The sequence below is a fragment of the Dorea ammoniilytica genome (assembly GCF_025567415.1).
GTDB lineage: Bacteria > Bacillota > Clostridia > Lachnospirales > Lachnospiraceae > Claveliimonas > Claveliimonas ammoniilytica.
Genome location: NZ_JAOQJV010000009.1, coordinates 83,034 through 99,689, shown reverse-complemented (window position 1 = coordinate 99,689; position 16,656 = coordinate 83,034). Strand labels below are relative to the sequence as shown.

The 16,656-nt window shown below is 44.5% G+C and carries 13 protein-coding genes; all 13 read right to left on the bottom strand.

Annotated features, from left to right (window positions below; all coding sequences use genetic code 11):
• Positions 1-199 precede the first annotated feature (199 nt).
• Entirely contained in the window at positions 200-1,993 is a 1,794-nt protein-coding gene (gene aspS, locus OCV65_RS08470) for an aspartate--tRNA ligase (RefSeq protein WP_118383325.1), read from the bottom strand.
• Positions 1,994-2,056: 63 nt separating this feature from the next.
• Positions 2,057-3,328, bottom strand: a complete 1,272-nt coding sequence (gene hisS, locus OCV65_RS08465; RefSeq protein WP_118383324.1) for a histidine--tRNA ligase — start codon at positions 3,326-3,328, stop codon at positions 2,057-2,059.
• On the bottom strand, positions 3,313-4,788 hold the full coding sequence (hemZ, locus tag OCV65_RS08460) for a coproporphyrinogen dehydrogenase HemZ (protein ID WP_262581694.1): 1,476 nt from the start codon (positions 4,786-4,788) through the stop codon (positions 3,313-3,315). Before hemZ ends, hisS begins: the two co-directional genes overlap by 16 nt.
• Before the next feature lie 85 nt (positions 4,789-4,873).
• Complete coding sequence (locus OCV65_RS08455; RefSeq protein ID WP_262581693.1) at positions 4,874-5,497, bottom strand: MBL fold metallo-hydrolase; 624 nt, start codon at positions 5,495-5,497, stop codon at positions 4,874-4,876.
• A 36-nt stretch (positions 5,498-5,533) separates the two neighbouring features.
• Positions 5,534-6,523, bottom strand: coding sequence for a Gfo/Idh/MocA family protein (locus tag OCV65_RS08450; protein ID WP_262581692.1), 990 nt, complete (start codon positions 6,521-6,523; stop codon positions 5,534-5,536).
• Positions 6,524-6,542: 19 nt separating this feature from the next.
• Positions 6,543-8,867 (bottom strand): RelA/SpoT family protein, encoded by a 2,325-nt coding sequence (locus tag OCV65_RS08445; RefSeq protein ID WP_262581698.1) that lies wholly within the window; start codon positions 8,865-8,867, stop codon positions 6,543-6,545.
• Between the two features lie 132 nt (positions 8,868-8,999).
• Complete coding sequence (gene recJ / locus OCV65_RS08440) at positions 9,000-10,760, bottom strand: single-stranded-DNA-specific exonuclease RecJ (RefSeq protein WP_262581691.1); 1,761 nt, start codon at positions 10,758-10,760, stop codon at positions 9,000-9,002.
• A gap of 90 nt (positions 10,761-10,850) precedes the next feature.
• Positions 10,851-12,995 (bottom strand): protein translocase subunit SecD, encoded by a 2,145-nt coding sequence (gene secD, locus OCV65_RS08435; RefSeq protein WP_262581690.1) that lies wholly within the window; start codon positions 12,993-12,995, stop codon positions 10,851-10,853.
• A gap of 19 nt (positions 12,996-13,014) precedes the next feature.
• On the bottom strand, positions 13,015-14,409 hold the full coding sequence (gene scfB, locus OCV65_RS08430) for a thioether cross-link-forming SCIFF peptide maturase (protein WP_262581689.1): 1,395 nt from the start codon (positions 14,407-14,409) through the stop codon (positions 13,015-13,017).
• A 137-nt stretch (positions 14,410-14,546) separates the two neighbouring features.
• On the bottom strand, positions 14,547-14,687 hold the full coding sequence (gene scfA, locus OCV65_RS08425; protein WP_118383321.1) for a six-cysteine ranthipeptide SCIFF: 141 nt from the start codon (positions 14,685-14,687) through the stop codon (positions 14,547-14,549).
• A gap of 73 nt (positions 14,688-14,760) precedes the next feature.
• Complete coding sequence (locus OCV65_RS08420) at positions 14,761-15,135, bottom strand: TIGR04086 family membrane protein (RefSeq protein ID WP_262581688.1); 375 nt, start codon at positions 15,133-15,135, stop codon at positions 14,761-14,763.
• 72 nt (positions 15,136-15,207) lie between these two features.
• Positions 15,208-15,753, bottom strand: coding sequence for a stage V sporulation protein T (spoVT, locus tag OCV65_RS08415; RefSeq protein WP_317258810.1), 546 nt, complete (start codon positions 15,751-15,753; stop codon positions 15,208-15,210).
• Between the two features lie 85 nt (positions 15,754-15,838).
• A complete protein-coding gene (locus OCV65_RS08410) occupies positions 15,839-16,555 on the bottom strand; it encodes a sulfite exporter TauE/SafE family protein (RefSeq protein WP_262581686.1) in 717 nt (238 codons plus the stop codon).
• Between the last annotated feature and the right edge of the window lie 101 nt (positions 16,556-16,656).

The window sequence follows — 16,656 nt, the reverse complement described above, 5'->3', positions numbered from 1 at the left end:
CCATGAGAGTAATCCTCCTTTGATATATGTTTTTTTCGTCGAAACCATTATACCTTAGAAAGTGATTACTCTCATTTTTATTTTCTTTATTCAACTAACAATTTCTTTACACCAATAAAAGATTCGAGTATGTTGCCCCTACTCGTCCTGCAAAAAATACCCGTTCAGATCTTCTCCAAACGGGTATCTCATGATTTTCTTATTCTTCTGTCTCTGCGGTAATTGCAAGCCCCAGTTCATCCAACTGCTCCTGTGCAACTCTTGTCGGAGCTTCTGTCATCAGGTCGGATGCATCCTTTACCTTCGGGAATGCGATCACGTCACGGATGCTGTCTTCTTTTGCCATCAGCATTACCAGACGATCCAGACCATACGCAAGTCCTGCGTGCGGCGGTACTCCGTACTTGAATGCTGTCAGCAGGAATCCGAACTGTTCCTGTGCCTGTTCCGGTGTAAATCCAAGTACCTCGAACATCTTGCTCTGGATCTCAGGATTGAAGATACGCACACTTCCTCCGCCAATCTCGTTACCATTCAGCACGATATCGTATGCTTTCGCACGAACGCGTCCCGGATCACTGTCGATGTACTGCAGGTCTTCTTCCATCGGCATGGTAAATGGATGATGCATTGCTGTGAAACGGTTCTGCTCATCATTCCACTCAAGCAGTGGGAACTCTGTTACCCACAGGAATTTGTATTCATTCTTATCTAACAGATCCATCTGTGCAGCCAGTTCCAGACGCAGTGCGCCAAGTACTGCCCATACGACTTTATTCTTATCTGCCGCAAAGAGAAGCAGGTCTCCGTTTTCTCCTCCCATCGCATCAATCAGGGCTTTCATCTGCTCGTCTGTCATAAATTTGGCAAATGATGACTTGACTGTACCATCTTCCTGAATTGCAATGTATGCCAATCCCTTTGCACCATAATCTTTGGCAAATGCAACCAGCTTATCGATTTTCTTTCTCGGCATACCACCCTGTCCTTTGGCATTGATACCGCGAACAGTTCCGCCATTTTCAATCGCATTCTTAAATACGACAAACTCGCAGTCACGTACAACGTCTGTAACGTCATTCAGTTCCATACCAAAACGGATATCCGGCTTGTCAGAACCGAAGCGATCCATCGCTTCCTGCCATGTCATACGCTGAATTGGCAGAGATACCTCTACGCCAAGCACTTCTTTGAACAGTTTGGCAAGCAGTCTCTCATTGACTTCAATTACATCGTCAACATCTACGAAAGACAGCTCCATATCGATCTGTGTAAATTCCGGCTGTCTGTCCGCACGAAGGTCTTCGTCGCGGAAACATTTGGCAAGCTGGAAATAACGGTCACAGCCTGAGCACATCAGAAGCTGTTTAAACAGCTGTGGTGACTGTGGCAGCGCATAAAAATGTCCCTGATGGATACGGCTTGGCACCAGATAATCTCTGGCTCCTTCCGGTGTACTTCCAATCAGTACCGGAGTTTCAATCTCAAGGAATCCTTCTTCTGCTAAGAACTGACGGGTGAGGGTCGCTACTTTACTTCTCATCATCAGGTTTCTCTGCATATCCGGTCTTCTCAGATCCAGATAACGGTACTTCAGACGGATTTCTTCTTTTGTCTTAGAATTCTCTTCAATGTGGAACGGAGGTGTCTCAGCCTCTGCCAGAATCCGAAGTTCTGTCGGCAGTACTTCGATCTCTCCTGTTGCCAGGTTCTCATTCACTGCACCGGAACGTTTTGCAACCGTACCAACTACAGCTACTACATATTCAGAACGCAGCTTTGTCGCCTTTTCGATTACTGCGGCATCCGTCTTTCCTTCCTCACACACGATCTGGATGATACCGGAACGATCTCTCACGTCCACAAACACCAGTCCACCTTTATTTCTGTTCTTCTGCACCCATCCCATAATTGTAACTGTCTCGCCGATATTAGCTGCTGACAGCTCCGCACATCTGTGCGTTCTCTTAAGTCCTTTCATTGACTCAGCCATGATAATCCTCCTCGATTGTTCTCTTCTATATTAACTTCTATATTGATTGTATAGCTATCAATCTTACAGCTCCATTATGGAATCACGGTAGCAGTCCACGATTTCTTCGTAACCGTCTGCTGCCAGCTGTTCCTTCTGGAACTTTTTATTCTTTTTCATATTCACAATCAACACCTGCTTGCCTGCCGCACGATCTGCTTTGGCAAGATTCAGCACTTTCAGGATGCCTTCCTGCGGCATCTTCTTCTCCAGCAGATATGCTTTTTTTGCACGCTTAGACGGAATCTGATATCCATTTTCCAGAAGCAGCATGACAATACGCTCGAATCCGATAGAGAATCCACATGCCGGTGTGTCCTGTCCGGTAAATTTACCGATCATCTTATCGTATCTTCCGCCTCCGGCAACAGAGCCGCCGAAGTCATCCATCGTCACCTCGAAAATGGTTCCTGTGTAGTATGACTGTCCACGCACCAGTGTCGGATCAAACTGTAACTTGAAGTCACATTCCTTTGCGGCTTCTACGCTGGAAATAATCTGTCCCATACCGTCTGCCGTCTCATCTTTCAGGCAATCGCCAAGCTTCTCTTTCAGATAACGGATACCGGATACATCCGGTGTGATCTCATCAAACAATCCAAGATACTGATCAACCGCTGATCTGTCATAACCCATCTCACAGAGTTCTTCTGCTACGCCATCTTTACCGATCTTGTCCATCTTATCCAAGATAATAAATACTTCATCATAATCTTCTTCCTTAAATCCACAGTAAGCCGCCATGGCTTTCAGGATATTACGGTCATTGATCTTAACTGTAAAATTCGTAAAATCAAGCTTACCAAGCATTGCTGTCGTTGCAAGGATCAGCTCGATCTCTGCGAGGTTCGATGCCTCACCGAGAATGTCAATATCACACTGCATGAACTGACGGAAACGTCCTCTCTGCGGACGGTCTGCACGCCATACATTACCGATCTGCAATGCCTTGAACGGTGACGGCAGATCGTTAGCATGATTTGCATAGTATCTTGCAAGCGGTACAGTCAGATCATAACGAAGTCCTCCGTCTACCAGATCTGCCTCATCCTTTGCAGTCTCAAGCTTCAGCTTCTCGCCACGCTTCAGGATCTTAAAGATCAGTTTCTCATTATCTCCCCCCTGCTTGCTGCACAGGTTCTCAATATGCTCTACACATGGTGTCTCCATCGAGGTAAATCCATATGTCTTATAAGTCTCTTTGATCAGGTGGATCACGTAATCACGGATCTCCATCTCGTCCGGCATCATGTCCTTCATACCGGTGACTGGTTTCTTCTTTAATGCCATAACCATTCTCCTTTTCGCTCTATCATTTCATCAATCCGGGCAATGTAATCCCGAATGCTTTTTACATTTTCCACACGAATCAATGTCGTGGTTTTTCCATTCCTGCTACCTGGTACAGGAACAGGCACTGGCAGTACGATCTTGGTTGATGCACCTGCACCTGCCGCAATAATCGACTGTTTTTCTTCCATAATAAGTATATTGTATATTCCGGCTTTGTCAACCTTTGCATAACCAACATTTTCAAAATTACCCGCAATATTCTTCTGCCGGTACAGATAATATGGCACTAGTTCCATCTCATAGGCCGTCTCATGCGCACATTCGATCATCGCTGATAATGTCTCTGCCATTCTTTCCGGATGCTCCGTCTGTTCCTCCAGATCCCGCACATAGCCAAGAGTACTCTTCTCCTGCCCCATCTGCGCCGCACGCTTGATTGCAAGTGAATGCACGGTCAGGCTGTCCGGTGCAAGCTCCTGGATCTGCGCAAGCGTATCCTTCATATCTTCCAGACCCTCTCCTGGGAGCCCGGCGATCAGATCCATATTGATATTGTCAAATCCATGTTTCCGCGCCATCCGGTAAATGTCTTTTACTTCCTGCACACTGTGCTTTCTTCCAATCCGATCCAACGTCTTCTGCTGCATAGTCTGTGGATTAATAGAAATACGTGTAACTCCATGCCGTTTTATCACCTGAAGTTTCTTTTCCGTAATACTGTCTGGTCTTCCGGCTTCCACCGTATATTCCAGCAGATGCTCTCTGGAAAATGACTGATCAATACAGGTCAGAATCTGATCCAGCTGCTCTGCATCCAGGCTGGTAGGTGTACCGCCTCCGATGTAAATAGTATTCAGTTTCTTCTCTGAGGATACTTTTCCGATATATGTAAGTTCTTTGCAAAGCGCATCCAGATACGCCGGAATCTGATCTCGCCATTTATCTATCGGTCCAGAACTGAACGAACAGTAACTACACACACTTGGACAGAACGGAATGCCTACATACAGACTGTAGCCATCCTTATAATCGAGTTCTGATAATACATCCCGCTCCCGCACTGCAATGTCATATGCAAGTCCTGCCTTTTCCGCTGACACCAGATATTCTTCCCGGAATTGCTTTATAAACTCTGTTTTCTCTACACCTTGCTCTACCGCCTTTGTAGCAAGCTTAGCAGGTCGGACTCCGGTCAGCATTCCCCACGCAAGTTCTTTACCTGTTCGATGAGCCAGATACTGATATACCTTTCTGTCAAGCTCTCGCCGGATATCGTTCACACAATGGGTATGGTCTGTATCTATTGTAAAAATCTGTGATGTTCCGTCTGTCTCCGTCAGTTTCAGATCTTCCTTCTGATTCTTCTTGCAGCACTGTTCAATCTCTTCCGATGCATAAAAGGCTTTGACCATATGATACACATTGTACAGATACCGTTCTTCTTTTGCTTCTATCTTTATCATAATAGTTCCTTTACTTGAACAGGCATCTGAAATCACATCAGATGCCCGGCTCTTTCTCTTCTTACTATACTAAATGATCCATTCACTACAAAAATGGATTCATTCTCTTTTCATCTGCGATTGTGGTCGTTCCCATATGTCCTGGATATACCACGGTATCCTCCGGAAGTACCATCAGCTTCTCTTTCACTGCACGGACAAGATCACTCATGCTTCCGCCAGGGAAATCCGTTCTTCCGATGGACTGCTGGAACAGCGTATCTCCACTGATCAGCACATGCTCCGATGCAATATAATAACAGCATCCTCCCGGTGTATGTCCCGGTGTATGAAGAACTTTGAATTCATAACCGATCAGTGACAACACCTGACCATCCTGCACTGCCTGTGCCCCTTTGTAAGCATAAGGAAAGCCACAGGACATCGTCATATTCTGCTGTGGATCCTCCAGCATCGGCTTATCTGCCTCATGCACATATACCGGCATCTTACCATATTTGTTAAGAACATCATCAATTCCCATAATATGGTCAAAATGCGCATGTGTAAGCAGAACTGCTTTCAATTTAATCTCTTCCGTCTTGATATAATTCATCATATAATCCGGACAGGACGCCGGATCTACGATAACCGCTTCTTTTGTTTTTTCATTGATCAATAAATAACAGTTTGTCCCAATCGGACCTGCCAGAAATTGTTTTACTGTCATATTCTATCCCTCTGCCTATATTATACCTATACACTCTTATACTTTGTCAGCCGGAAATACAATTCCCATCTGACGGCGCGCTTCATCCATAACCTGCATCTCCCATACCGAATATTGGTTATGTGTTTCAGCGGATTCATTCGCTTCCGCAATGCGCATAAATTCTGCAATCTCATAATTCATATTATTACCAGGATCTTTCAGTTCAAATGAAATATCTTCCCTGCTCTTATCCCGGTATCTGATCCATACCTTCGTTAGGATAGGCAGGCTTTCCATATACATCGTGCCATCTTCTCCCTGAATCTGGCTTGGAACCGGCGAATCTGTGATCTTAGAATAGATCAGTTCTGCCTGTGCTCCCTGTTCATCATAGGATGCAAGAATCGTCCCCATGCCATCCACACCGTTATGCAGTTTCACACAGGATGCCATCACACGGTCTGGTTTTCCAAGGATCTTTACCATCGGATGTACACAGTAGACACCGATATCCATCAGGCTTCCGTTGGATAATTCCGGACGGAATGCATTTTCAATGATTCCATTCTTAAACTTATCATATCTGCTGGAATACTGGCACATCTGAAATGTTACTCTTCGGATCTTACCAAGCTTTGGCAAATTCTCCATAATAGCATCAAATGCCGGATTGATCACCAGCTTCATTGCCTCCATAAAGACCACGCCATGTTCCTTTGCTGCTGCAAGCATTGCCCGGAGCTCCTTCTCGTTAGACGCTACCGGTTTCTCACAGAGTACATGTTTCCCCGCATTCAGCATCTGGATACTCTGTGCAGCATGACAGGCTGTTGGGCTTGCAATATACACTGCATCCACATTATCTGCTGATGCAAGTGCTTCCAGTGAATCATAGCAATCCGGAATTCCATGTTTATCTGCGAAAGTTCTTCCCTTCTCCATGGTGCGGGAATACACTGCCTGCACATAGAATCCTTCGCAACGCCTTCCTGCATTTACAAACCAGTCAGAAATAAAATTCGTTCCAATAATCCCAAAATTCATACATTATCCTCCCGCTGGATTAGCCAGCCGTACGTTCAATATCGATCACACCTGACAGCTGTTGCAGTTTCTTAACTACACGCTCCAGTTCCTCTCTGCCGTGTACGATAAATCCAACTTCAATCGTGGCTGTATTCTTCTTACTTGTACGCACATTCATGGTCTTAACATCTATCTTCTCTTCCGTAAATACACGGGACATCTCCATCAAAAGTCCCTGTCTGTCCTCAGCGTACATCTTGATATCTGTCAGATACTGACCGCCTTCTTTGCCGGTAACGGTGCTTTCCCATTCTGCATTGATCAGACGGGCTCTCTCAGCATCCGTCAGATTTAATACATTCACGCAATCTGTACGGTGAATAGAAAGTCCTCTTCCGCGGGTTACAAATCCCACGATCTCGTCACCCGGCACCGGATTACAGCAACGTGAGAAACGAACAGCCACATCATCAATACCTTTGACCACGATACCACTCTTAGACTTCGCAATGTGCACCTTATTCTTGGTCGCTTCTGCTACCTTTTCAAGAACAGCCTCATTGGTAATCTCTTTCTTGTGCTCCTTGCTGTATTCCTCCACAAGTCGGTTCACTACCTGACCTTCTTTTAAGCCGCCATGTCCAACCGCCGCAAGTACAGACTCCCAATCTTTGAATCCGTATTTTCTCTGCACAATCTCCTGATACTTCGGCTTGGTAATATTCGTAATTTCAATACTCTTAGACCGGCAGTAAACTGCCATCAGTTCCTTACCGCGTATAATATTCTCTTCTTTAAACTGCTTTTTAAACCACTGATTGATCTTAGACTTCGCCTGTGAACTCGCCACGATGTTCAACCAGTCACGGCTTGGTCCTTTGGAATTCTGCGAAGTCAGGATCTCGATTCTGTCTCCGTTCTGAATCTTGTAATCAATAGTTACAAGCTTACCGTTCACTCTGGCACCGACCATCTTATTACCTACCGCGCTGTGGATCGCATAGGCAAAATCAATCGGAGTAGAACCATTCGGCAGACGCTTTACTTCTCCGTTTGGCGTAAAGCAATATACATCTTCTTTAAACAGATCCAGGTCTCCTTTCAGCATAGAAAGGAACTCCTTGTTATCAGACATATCCCTCTGCCACTCCAGGATCTGTCTGAGCCAGTTCAGCTTCTCTTCTTCCTGAACTTCCACACTCTTCTTGCCATCATTGGACTCTTTGTATTTCCAATGTGCTGCAATACCATATTCTGCTGTCTTATGCATCTCATGAGTGCGGATCTGCACCTCAAATGGCTGTCCCGCAGAACTCATCAGTGTCGTATGCAGAGATTGGTACATATTCGCCTTTGGCATAGCGATATAATCCTTAAATCTGCCCGGAATCGGTGTATACATCTCGTGGATCACACCCAGCGCCGCATAACAGTCCTTGACGGAATCTACTACAATACGTACAGCAAACAGGTCATAAATCTGGTCAACTGTTTTATCCTGATTCACCATTTTCTTATAGATACTGAAGAAATGCTTTACCCTTCCGTAAACATCCGCATCAATATTCGCATTCTTAATATGATTGGATACTTCCTCAACAATCTGTTGGATAAATTCTTCTCGTTCTGTCTTACGTGCATTGATCTGATCTACCAGATCATAAAACACCTCTGGCTTCAGATATTTCAAAGACAGATCGTCTAACTCCGTCTTAATCCTGGAGATACCAAGCCTCTGCGCGATTGGTGCATAAATATCCATCGTCTCTCTTGCTTTTTCTTTCTGCTTCTCCGGGCGCATAAACTGCAGTGTCCGCATATTGTGCAGGCGGTCAGCCAACTTAATAATGACAACACGGATATCTTTTGCCATAGCCAGGAACATCTTTCTCAGGTTCTCTGCCTGTACTTCCAGTTTATCTGTAGAATAAGACAACTGTCCCAGCTTGGTAACACCATCTACCAAAAGTGCTACCTCATCTCCAAATTCTTTCCGTATCTCTTCATCTGTCATAACCGTATCCTCTACCACATCATGGAGTATTCCGGCTACGATTGTCTCCTTATCCAGTTCCAGATTCGCCAGTATAATGGCTACCCACAGAGGATGAATAATGTATGCTTCCCCAGATTTACGGAATTGTCCTTTGTGAGCTTCCTTTGCAATCTTATATGCTTTCTCTATCATGGACACATCTTCTGATGGATGATACGTTTTCACTTTGTTAATCAGAATCTGATATAATTCCTCAGGGTCTTGATAATCTGCAGGTGCTTTCACTGCATGACCATCTACAACTTCCAGACCAATTGCCTGGTTCTCTGTAATAACTTCCGGTCTGATACTGCTGCTCGGCTCCATCTGTTTCTTCACATCTGCCATATCAATGCCCTCCTTCCTTTCAGTATCGAATATACTATGTTATAGTATAGCATTTGGATACAATGTTTTCAAACTCTTTTACATATTATACCTATTTATAGGTAATTATAATTACATATAATGGGTAATGATAATTTGCACATTTCGGTTACCCATGTATTCATTAATGCCCGGATAAAAAGTAAATGACATCCGAATACCGGATGATTTACCTGCAAGCAGCCGTTCTGCGCAGTCTCTTCCATATCTGGCAGTCACTGTTTCCATAAATACAGACGCATCTCCGAAGTATAATGCTTCCATCGTCACACGGCTGTCATCCCGAATCTGAAACTTCAGCATATTACGCTCTTTGCCAATTATTCTGGCAGATAAGAGTTCTGCATTCCGCACTGCAAATACCGGCTTGGTATTGCCTTTTCCAAATGGTTCTAACAGTTCCAGCTCTTCGATAAACTGTTCTGTAATGTTGGAAAATGGAAGTTCCATATCTATTGAGACCTTCTCTTGCAGATCTTTTTCTGTGAGCGTGCAGTTCTCATTTAATCTTCTGCGAAATGCGTCTACCTTTCCCGGCTCCATTGAAAGTCCTGCTGCCTGTCTGTGTCCGCCAAACTTTGTCAGCAGATCACTGCACTTAATCAGTTCTTCAAACATATGATATGCTTCAATCGATCTGCCTGATCCTTTAACGCCATCCTCGCTGTCGGTCAGCACATATACCGGACGGTAATACCGCTCTCTGATCCTTCCTGCTACAATTCCGGCAATGCTTTCATGACAATCCGGTAAATAAATCACTAATACACGATCATCCAGATATCCTTTTTCCTCCACTATATGGACAGCTTCTTCTACTGCCCACTCGGTCAGTTCCTTTCTACTGTCATTCAATGCCTTCAAGTCGCCGGCAAGTACCATGGCATCCCGTTCATTTTTTGCTCTGAGAAGTGCCAGTGCACGTTTTGCCGTATCCAGTCTGCCTCCCGCATTGATACATGGGCCAAGCACAAACCCGACATGATATGCACGCACCTGATCTATCGGTACCCCCGTACACTGCATCAGTGCACGAAGTCCTGGATTAGAGCTGTGTCCCATCATTTCCAGTGCCTGTTTTACAAAGATTCTGTTCTCATCTGTCAGATCCATCACATCTCCAATGGTTGCAATGCCAACTGGTTCCAGCAGATAATCCAGGTCTGTCGAGTCCTCTCCCATGGCTTCATACAGACATTCCATGCATTTATACGCTACCGCGGCTCCACAAAGTCCTTTAAATGGATATTCACATCCCGGCTGCTTTGGATCGACCACTGCATCTGCTGGCGGTAAATGATAAATCCGCTCTTCTCCTTCATCTGTATACGGCACTTCATGATGATCCGTAACGATCACAGTCATTCCCATTTCTTTTGCATATGCAATCTCTGATTCCGCCGCAATTCCATTATCGCAGGTAATGATCGTATCAATACCATCGTCAAATGCCCGGTCAATGAGATTGCGGTTCAGACCATATCCATCCGTAATCCGATCCGGAATATCCATATCTACCTCTCCGCGCAGTCCTTCCAGTGCCTCCAGCAGAATATAGGTTGCATTCACGCCATCGATATCATAATCTCCGATCACACGTATCCTTGCACCTTCCCGAATCTTTTCCATCAGAATATCCACCGCCTGATCCATACCTTTCATCAGCATACCATCATGCAGATCTGCAATCGTGCCATTCAGATACTGATCAATGGCTTCATCTCCGATCACTTCCCGATTGCGGATCAGGCATGCGATTCTCGGCGCAATATGAAATTTTTTCCCGATTGCCTGATAGTCTGCGCCTTTTCTGAGCAATACCCAGCGTTCCATAATATTCTCCATTTCATACTTTCATTATACAAAGACAGCCACGCCTGAACCGGCATGGCTGTCTGTAACCGTCACTTCTAACAATTACTTTTATTTCTTTTTCTTTGATTTGCCCTTCAATGTATACCACAGTGTACCGGTGATACATACAGAAGAATATGCTCCTGCCAGAATACCTACCATCAGTGGTAATGCAAATTCTCTCATAGAACTTACACCTATAATAAACAGACAGAATACCATGATAAAGGTTGTCAGTGATGTATAGATACTTCTGGTAAGTGTCTGTGTAATACTATCATTAACGATCTCTTTCAGGTCTGCATTCTTCGTCTTTGTCTTCAACTGCTCACGGATACGGTCGAAGATAACGATGGTTGCGTTGATAGAGTAACCAACGATTGTCAACATACATGCGATAAAGGTATTACCCACAGAAATTCTGGATACCGCATAGAATGCGATAACCACCAGTACGTCATGGATCAATGCCAGTACCGCACTTCCGGCAAAACGGATATCCTTAAATCGTAACCAGATGTAGATCAGCATACAGATAGTAGCAACGATAACCGCAATAACGGCATCCTGACGCATCTCTTTACTTGTAGTAGAACTGATATTCTCAGCTGTGATCGTAGAAGCATCTACGCCAAAGTTATCAGCCATCGCCTGATTCAGCTTCTCACGAGTATCCAGATCCAGAGTCTTGGTCTTAATGATAACCTGATTGCCTCCGGCAACTTTCTGTGTCTGTACGTTCTTATCTCCTGTAATCTCTTCTACTACAGGAACAACCTTTTCGTCCAACTCGTCAATGCTGTAGTCTTTGTCGAATTCTACCGTTGTAGAAGTACCGCCTTCAAACTCAAGGCTGTATGCAAATGCACCTCTTCCTGATGCAGAACCTACTCCCATTACAACAAATCCTGCAATGATTACTGCTGCCGCGATCGGATAGAATACTTTTCTCTTTGCCACGAAGTCGAATGGCTTGCGTTCTTTCTTCGGTCTGTAATACAACTTCTCACTGTGGATGCCGACTGCATAGAACGCATATACGATCATACGCGTGATCACCAGTGCCGTAAACATAGACACGATGATACCGATTGCCAGTGTCTGGGCAAATCCCTTAACACTACCGGAGCCCTTCAGCCACAGTACTGCTGCTGCGATCAGGGTAGTTACATTACCATCCACAATGGCTGACATTGCCTTGTGGAAACCTTCTTTCAAAGAATTGCGCACGCTTCTGCCTTTGCTCATCTCTTCCTTCACACGGGCGAAGATGATAACATTGGCGTCTACTGCCATACCAATACCAAGAATAATACCTGCAAGACCCGGTAAGGTCAGTGTAATATCAAAGGCATTCAGGATAACCAGTACCAGTCCTGTATAAATAACCAATGCCAGACTGGATGCAAGTCCAGGCAGAAGATACAGGAAGCACATCAGCAAAAATACCAGTACCAGTCCTGCGATACCGGCCTTTACACTGGTGCTGATTGCCTGCGCTCCAAGCTGAGCACCTACTACGTTAGAACGAAGCTCTTCCAATTCCAGCTTCAAACCTCCGATACGGATCGTAGAGGCAAGATTCTCCGCTTCTTCGTATGTAAAGTTACCGGTGATATATGCCTGTCCGCCGGTAATAGCCTGTTTTACGCTAGGTGCACTAATAGTCTCACCATCATATATAATTGAAATCTGCTGACCCACAAACTCCGTTGTAGCATCTGCAAACTTCTTTGTTCCGTCATCGTTCAATGTTAACTCTACTGAATACTCTTTGTTATTCAGATCGTCCTGACCCGTCTTAACAGTCGCTGTCTTGACATCAGATCCGGTAATTACTGTCTCGCCATTCGGATCCTGGAATTCCAAAGACCCCGGCTTGCCAAGCTCATCAAGAATCTTATTTGCATCTGTTACACCCGGAATCTCGATATTGATTCGGTCGTCTCCCTCCTGATATACAGATGCCTCGGTACTGTACTGTTCTACACGCCTCTGCAGCTTGTAGATCGTATCGCTCATTTCTTCACTCGTAGGATTGTCATTCTTAACCTGATAAGTGATACTTACACCACCTGCCAGATCCAGACCAAGTTTGATATTCTTAGAAGCTCCGATATGGGCATCGCCGAATCCTACGATTGTCGTGAATCCCAGCAGTCCGATTAGAACAGCTGTGAGAATGAGACTGATAATGCCTTTCTTTTTGTTCATGTCTTATATTCCTTTCTCTTTATTGCTCCGCAAGTGCAGCTTTCATCATGATCGCACATTCCACACGTTTCCGCTGCATCTCACATCCAATGTCATATGCATCATGGATCGTGCCATGGAAATTATATGCGTTAGCCATGCAGCCACCGCTGCAATAAAACTTAGCGAAACAGTTCCTGCATTTATCTTTGGAATATACACTACAGCTTCTGAATTCATCTGCGATCTCAGGCTTCGTAATACCTTCGTCCACATTACCCATCAGGAATTCATCCTGTCCTACAAACTGATGACATGGATACAAATCTCCCCATGGAGTTACAGATAAATATTCCGTACCGGAACCACATCCGGACAAACGTTTGTAAATGCAAGGTCCACCTTCTAAGTCTATCATAAAATGGAAGAAGTTGAAACCTTTTCCTTCTTTTTCACGTTCAATCATAACCTTTGCCAGCTTGTCGTATTCTTCAAAGATCTGTGGCAGATCTTCCTCACGGATCGCATATGGATCTGTCTCTTCTCCAACCACCGGCTCAATGGACATCTGCTTGAATCCAAGGTCAGCATAATGCAGGATATCATTGGAAAAATCCAGGTTGTTGCGGGTAAATGTACCTCTTATGTAATAACGCTCCTGATTTCTGCTGTCTGCAAGCTTCTGGAACTTCGGCACGATCAGATCATAGCTTCCCTTACCGTTACGAAATGGACGCATCTTGTCATTGATCTCTTTTCTGCCGTCCAGTGACAGTACTACATTATCCATTTCCTTATTAATAAAGTCCTGGATCTCGTCATTCAGCAGAACACCATTGGTCGTAACAGTAAATCGGAAATGCTTGTTGAACTTCTTTTCCTGTTCTCTTCCGTATGCTACCAGATCCTTAACTACCTGCCAGTTCATCAACGGCTCTCCGCCAAAGAAATCCACTTCCAGATTCCGTCTGCTGCCGGAATTAGCGATCAGAAAATCCAACGCTTTCTTACCTACTTCATAACTCATCATGGCTCTTCGTCCATGATATTCGCCTTCCTCTGCAAAGCAGTATCTGCACGCCAGGTTACAGTCGTGGGCAATGTGCATACACAATGCCTTTACCACGGTCTTACGTTCCTTAACAACCTCAACCATACCTTCGTATATATCTTTCATAAATAACTGATTGCCTTCTGTCAGTTCAATCACGTCTGACAGGGCATCTTCAATATCTGCCGCCTCATAGCGACTACCAAGCTTCGCAAGAAGTCCTGCCTTCACCTCTGGAGTCTTCAGGCTTTCTGCTGTCGGTTCTTCCTCTGCCCGGTTCACCTCAGCGATCACATCATAACAGACATCATCTACCACGTGAACTGCTCCACTATAGACATCCATCACGATATTGTATCCATTATTACGGTACTGATGAATCATATCGTACCCCCTTCTATTATAATTATATTTCTTTTTTATTTATCTCATTTATTCCATCATGGGAAATAAAGATTCCTATACAACAAGAAACAGCGACCCAAAAGACCGCTGTCCCGAGTATTCATATTATTTCAGAACTATTTGCTCTGCTCGCAAGTCTGATTTCCTACTGTGCAGGATGTCTTACATGCTGACTGGCAAGATGTCTGACACTCACCGCATCCCTTTTTCTCCAGGTTGCTGTTCATGGGTTTGTTCAATGATTTTACATGTTTCATGACCGTATCCCTCCTTACTTTTGCTTAACTTACGTCATTATAACATTTTGACATGAGTTTCGCAATCTTTTTCTTAGGATATCATACCTCCAAACATTCCTCCTCCGGCACACAGGAAAAATGTACTGGCAAAGCCTGCCACCGCTCCATCGAGTGTCCGATACACACCCAGTGTAATGATTAAAAGTAACAGGAAATAGCTAACTCCCAGGAGCAGTCCCCAGAAAAATCTCCTCACCTTCGCCATCTTTCCAATAATCAATCCTCCGAAAAATGTAGATGTCACATAGATTCCGATAATCCCGGCAGACACCACACTCTCTTCCACATTTAATTTATACAGAATCATCGCCAGGCCAAGCAGCAGAATCCCGGTCAGTGCATATGCCGCCAACAGTGATTTCAACAACCAGCCAATCTTTCCCGATACTGCTCCGTTTGTTTTCATCGTACCCCTCCTGTCATTCATCCAGTCTACTTATCCTTATGACAGGCTTTGGAAATATATTCGCAAAATAATCTATTCCATCTGACGCCCCAGAAATCCTGCCGCGCATAATGCAGCCTTCTTTTCCGGCTCTCCAAATTCTTTCTTACTATCCTGATTCAGGAGTACCACTGCTCCTATGCTGTCCCCTACGCAAATAATCGGTGCAATCACCTCTTCTGCATACACTGCCTCCTGTTCTGCCACAATCCTTACATAGTCCTGACTTCCTTCGGAAGCAAGCACCGTCTTTCTTCCATCCATGACCTTCCGCAATGCACTGCTGATATACTTATCCTGCAGTTCCTTCCTGCCATTTCCCGATGCTGTAATCACCTGATCGGTATCACAGATACACACAAGACACCCCAATGCCTGTGCAATGCTCTCTGCATACTGCCCGGCGAAATTCGCCAGCTCTCCGATCGGCGAATATTTCTTCAGGATCACTTCCCCTTCCCGGTCTGTAAATATCTCTAACGGATCGCCCTCTCGAATGCGGAGCGTCCTTCGTATCTCCTTCGGTATCACCACCCGCCCCAGATCATCGATCCGGCGAACAATTCCTGTGGCTTTCATATAATTAATCCTCCTGTTTTCTACATATTTTTCCATATTGTAATGTATGGATAGTATGTGGAAATCCAGGAGGATTATGTATAAATTATATATTTTGAATAATCAGTGATATTCCCGATAAAATCAGTAGTATAATAACTATCTTTTTAACTGTAGTATCTTTCATGAATTTACTGCACTGCATACCCGCAAACATACCGATCAGTGCAATTACGATCAGAATCATGGCCGTGCGGATTGCCGACATCGTAAAAAGTCCCAACACAGCATATGTAATCAGGCGGATCGTATTTTCCACTGCAAACACCATACTCACATTGCCCTTGAATTCAGTCATCGTATCTGTCATACGCGTCACGCATACACCCAGCATGGCTCCAACTCCAAAAAGTCCACAAAGCATTCCGCCAACTATTCCCATGATCAGCATTGTTATTTTTGATGGTTTGGATGTCTTATGCTGATATTCCTGCAGAAACATCTGAACTCCCAGCACAGACACTACAATCCCGAAAAATACTTTTATAATGCCCGCATCTACGTTCTTCAAAATAAAAGCTCCCGGAATACTGCCAAACAATACGAGTAAAGATAACGGCAGCCAGACTTTTGTCTTTAATTCCTTTCGATTATTCCATGTCATCAGCAGATTCATCGGATATCCGATCAGAAGCTCCGTCGGTGATATATTTACATTCGCTGTCCCATAGCTAAGAATCGATGTAAATACCAGTGTGTTCGCAAATCCACAGACACCTTTCACAAAAAATGCAACAAACGTTGCGATTACCCACATTGTCATTCGCTCACTCCATCATCATAAAACTCTAAAACAATAAACTTTGAACAAAGGAACGGCTCCAGAATATCATAGAAGCATAGCGTTGACAAGCGGCCGGCCCA

Bases quoted from the DNA above. Each gene is read 5' to 3' on its own strand.
- aspS (WP_118383325.1), bottom strand. From the start codon at position 1,993: ATGGCTGAGTCAATGAAAGGACTTAAGAGAACGCACAGATGTGCGGAG.
- hisS (WP_118383324.1), bottom strand. From the start codon at position 3,328: ATGGTTATGGCATTAAAGAAGAAACCAGTCACCGGTATGAAGGACATG.
- hemZ (WP_262581694.1), bottom strand. From the start codon at position 4,788: ATGATAAAGATAGAAGCAAAAGAAGAACGGTATCTGTACAATGTGTAT.
- OCV65_RS08455 (WP_262581693.1), bottom strand. From the start codon at position 5,497: ATGACAGTAAAACAATTTCTGGCAGGTCCGATTGGGACAAACTGTTAT.
- OCV65_RS08450 (WP_262581692.1), bottom strand. From the start codon at position 6,523: ATGAATTTTGGGATTATTGGAACGAATTTTATTTCTGACTGGTTTGTA.
- OCV65_RS08445 (WP_262581698.1), bottom strand. From the start codon at position 8,867: ATGGAGCCGAGCAGCAGTATCAGACCGGAAGTTATTACAGAGAACCAG.
- recJ (WP_262581691.1), bottom strand. From the start codon at position 10,760: ATGGAACGCTGGGTATTGCTCAGAAAAGGCGCAGACTATCAGGCAATC.
- secD (WP_262581690.1), bottom strand. From the start codon at position 12,995: ATGAACAAAAAGAAAGGCATTATCAGTCTCATTCTCACAGCTGTTCTA.
- scfB (WP_262581689.1), bottom strand. From the start codon at position 14,409: ATGATTCATCAGTACCGTAATAATGGATACAATATCGTGATGGATGTC.
- scfA (WP_118383321.1), bottom strand. From the start codon at position 14,687: ATGAAACATGTAAAATCATTGAACAAACCCATGAACAGCAACCTGGAG.
- OCV65_RS08420 (WP_262581688.1), bottom strand. From the start codon at position 15,135: ATGAAAACAAACGGAGCAGTATCGGGAAAGATTGGCTGGTTGTTGAAA.
- spoVT (WP_317258810.1), bottom strand. From the start codon at position 15,753: ATGAAAGCCACAGGAATTGTTCGCCGGATCGATGATCTGGGGCGGGTG.
- OCV65_RS08410 (WP_262581686.1), bottom strand. From the start codon at position 16,555: ATGACAATGTGGGTAATCGCAACGTTTGTTGCATTTTTTGTGAAAGGT.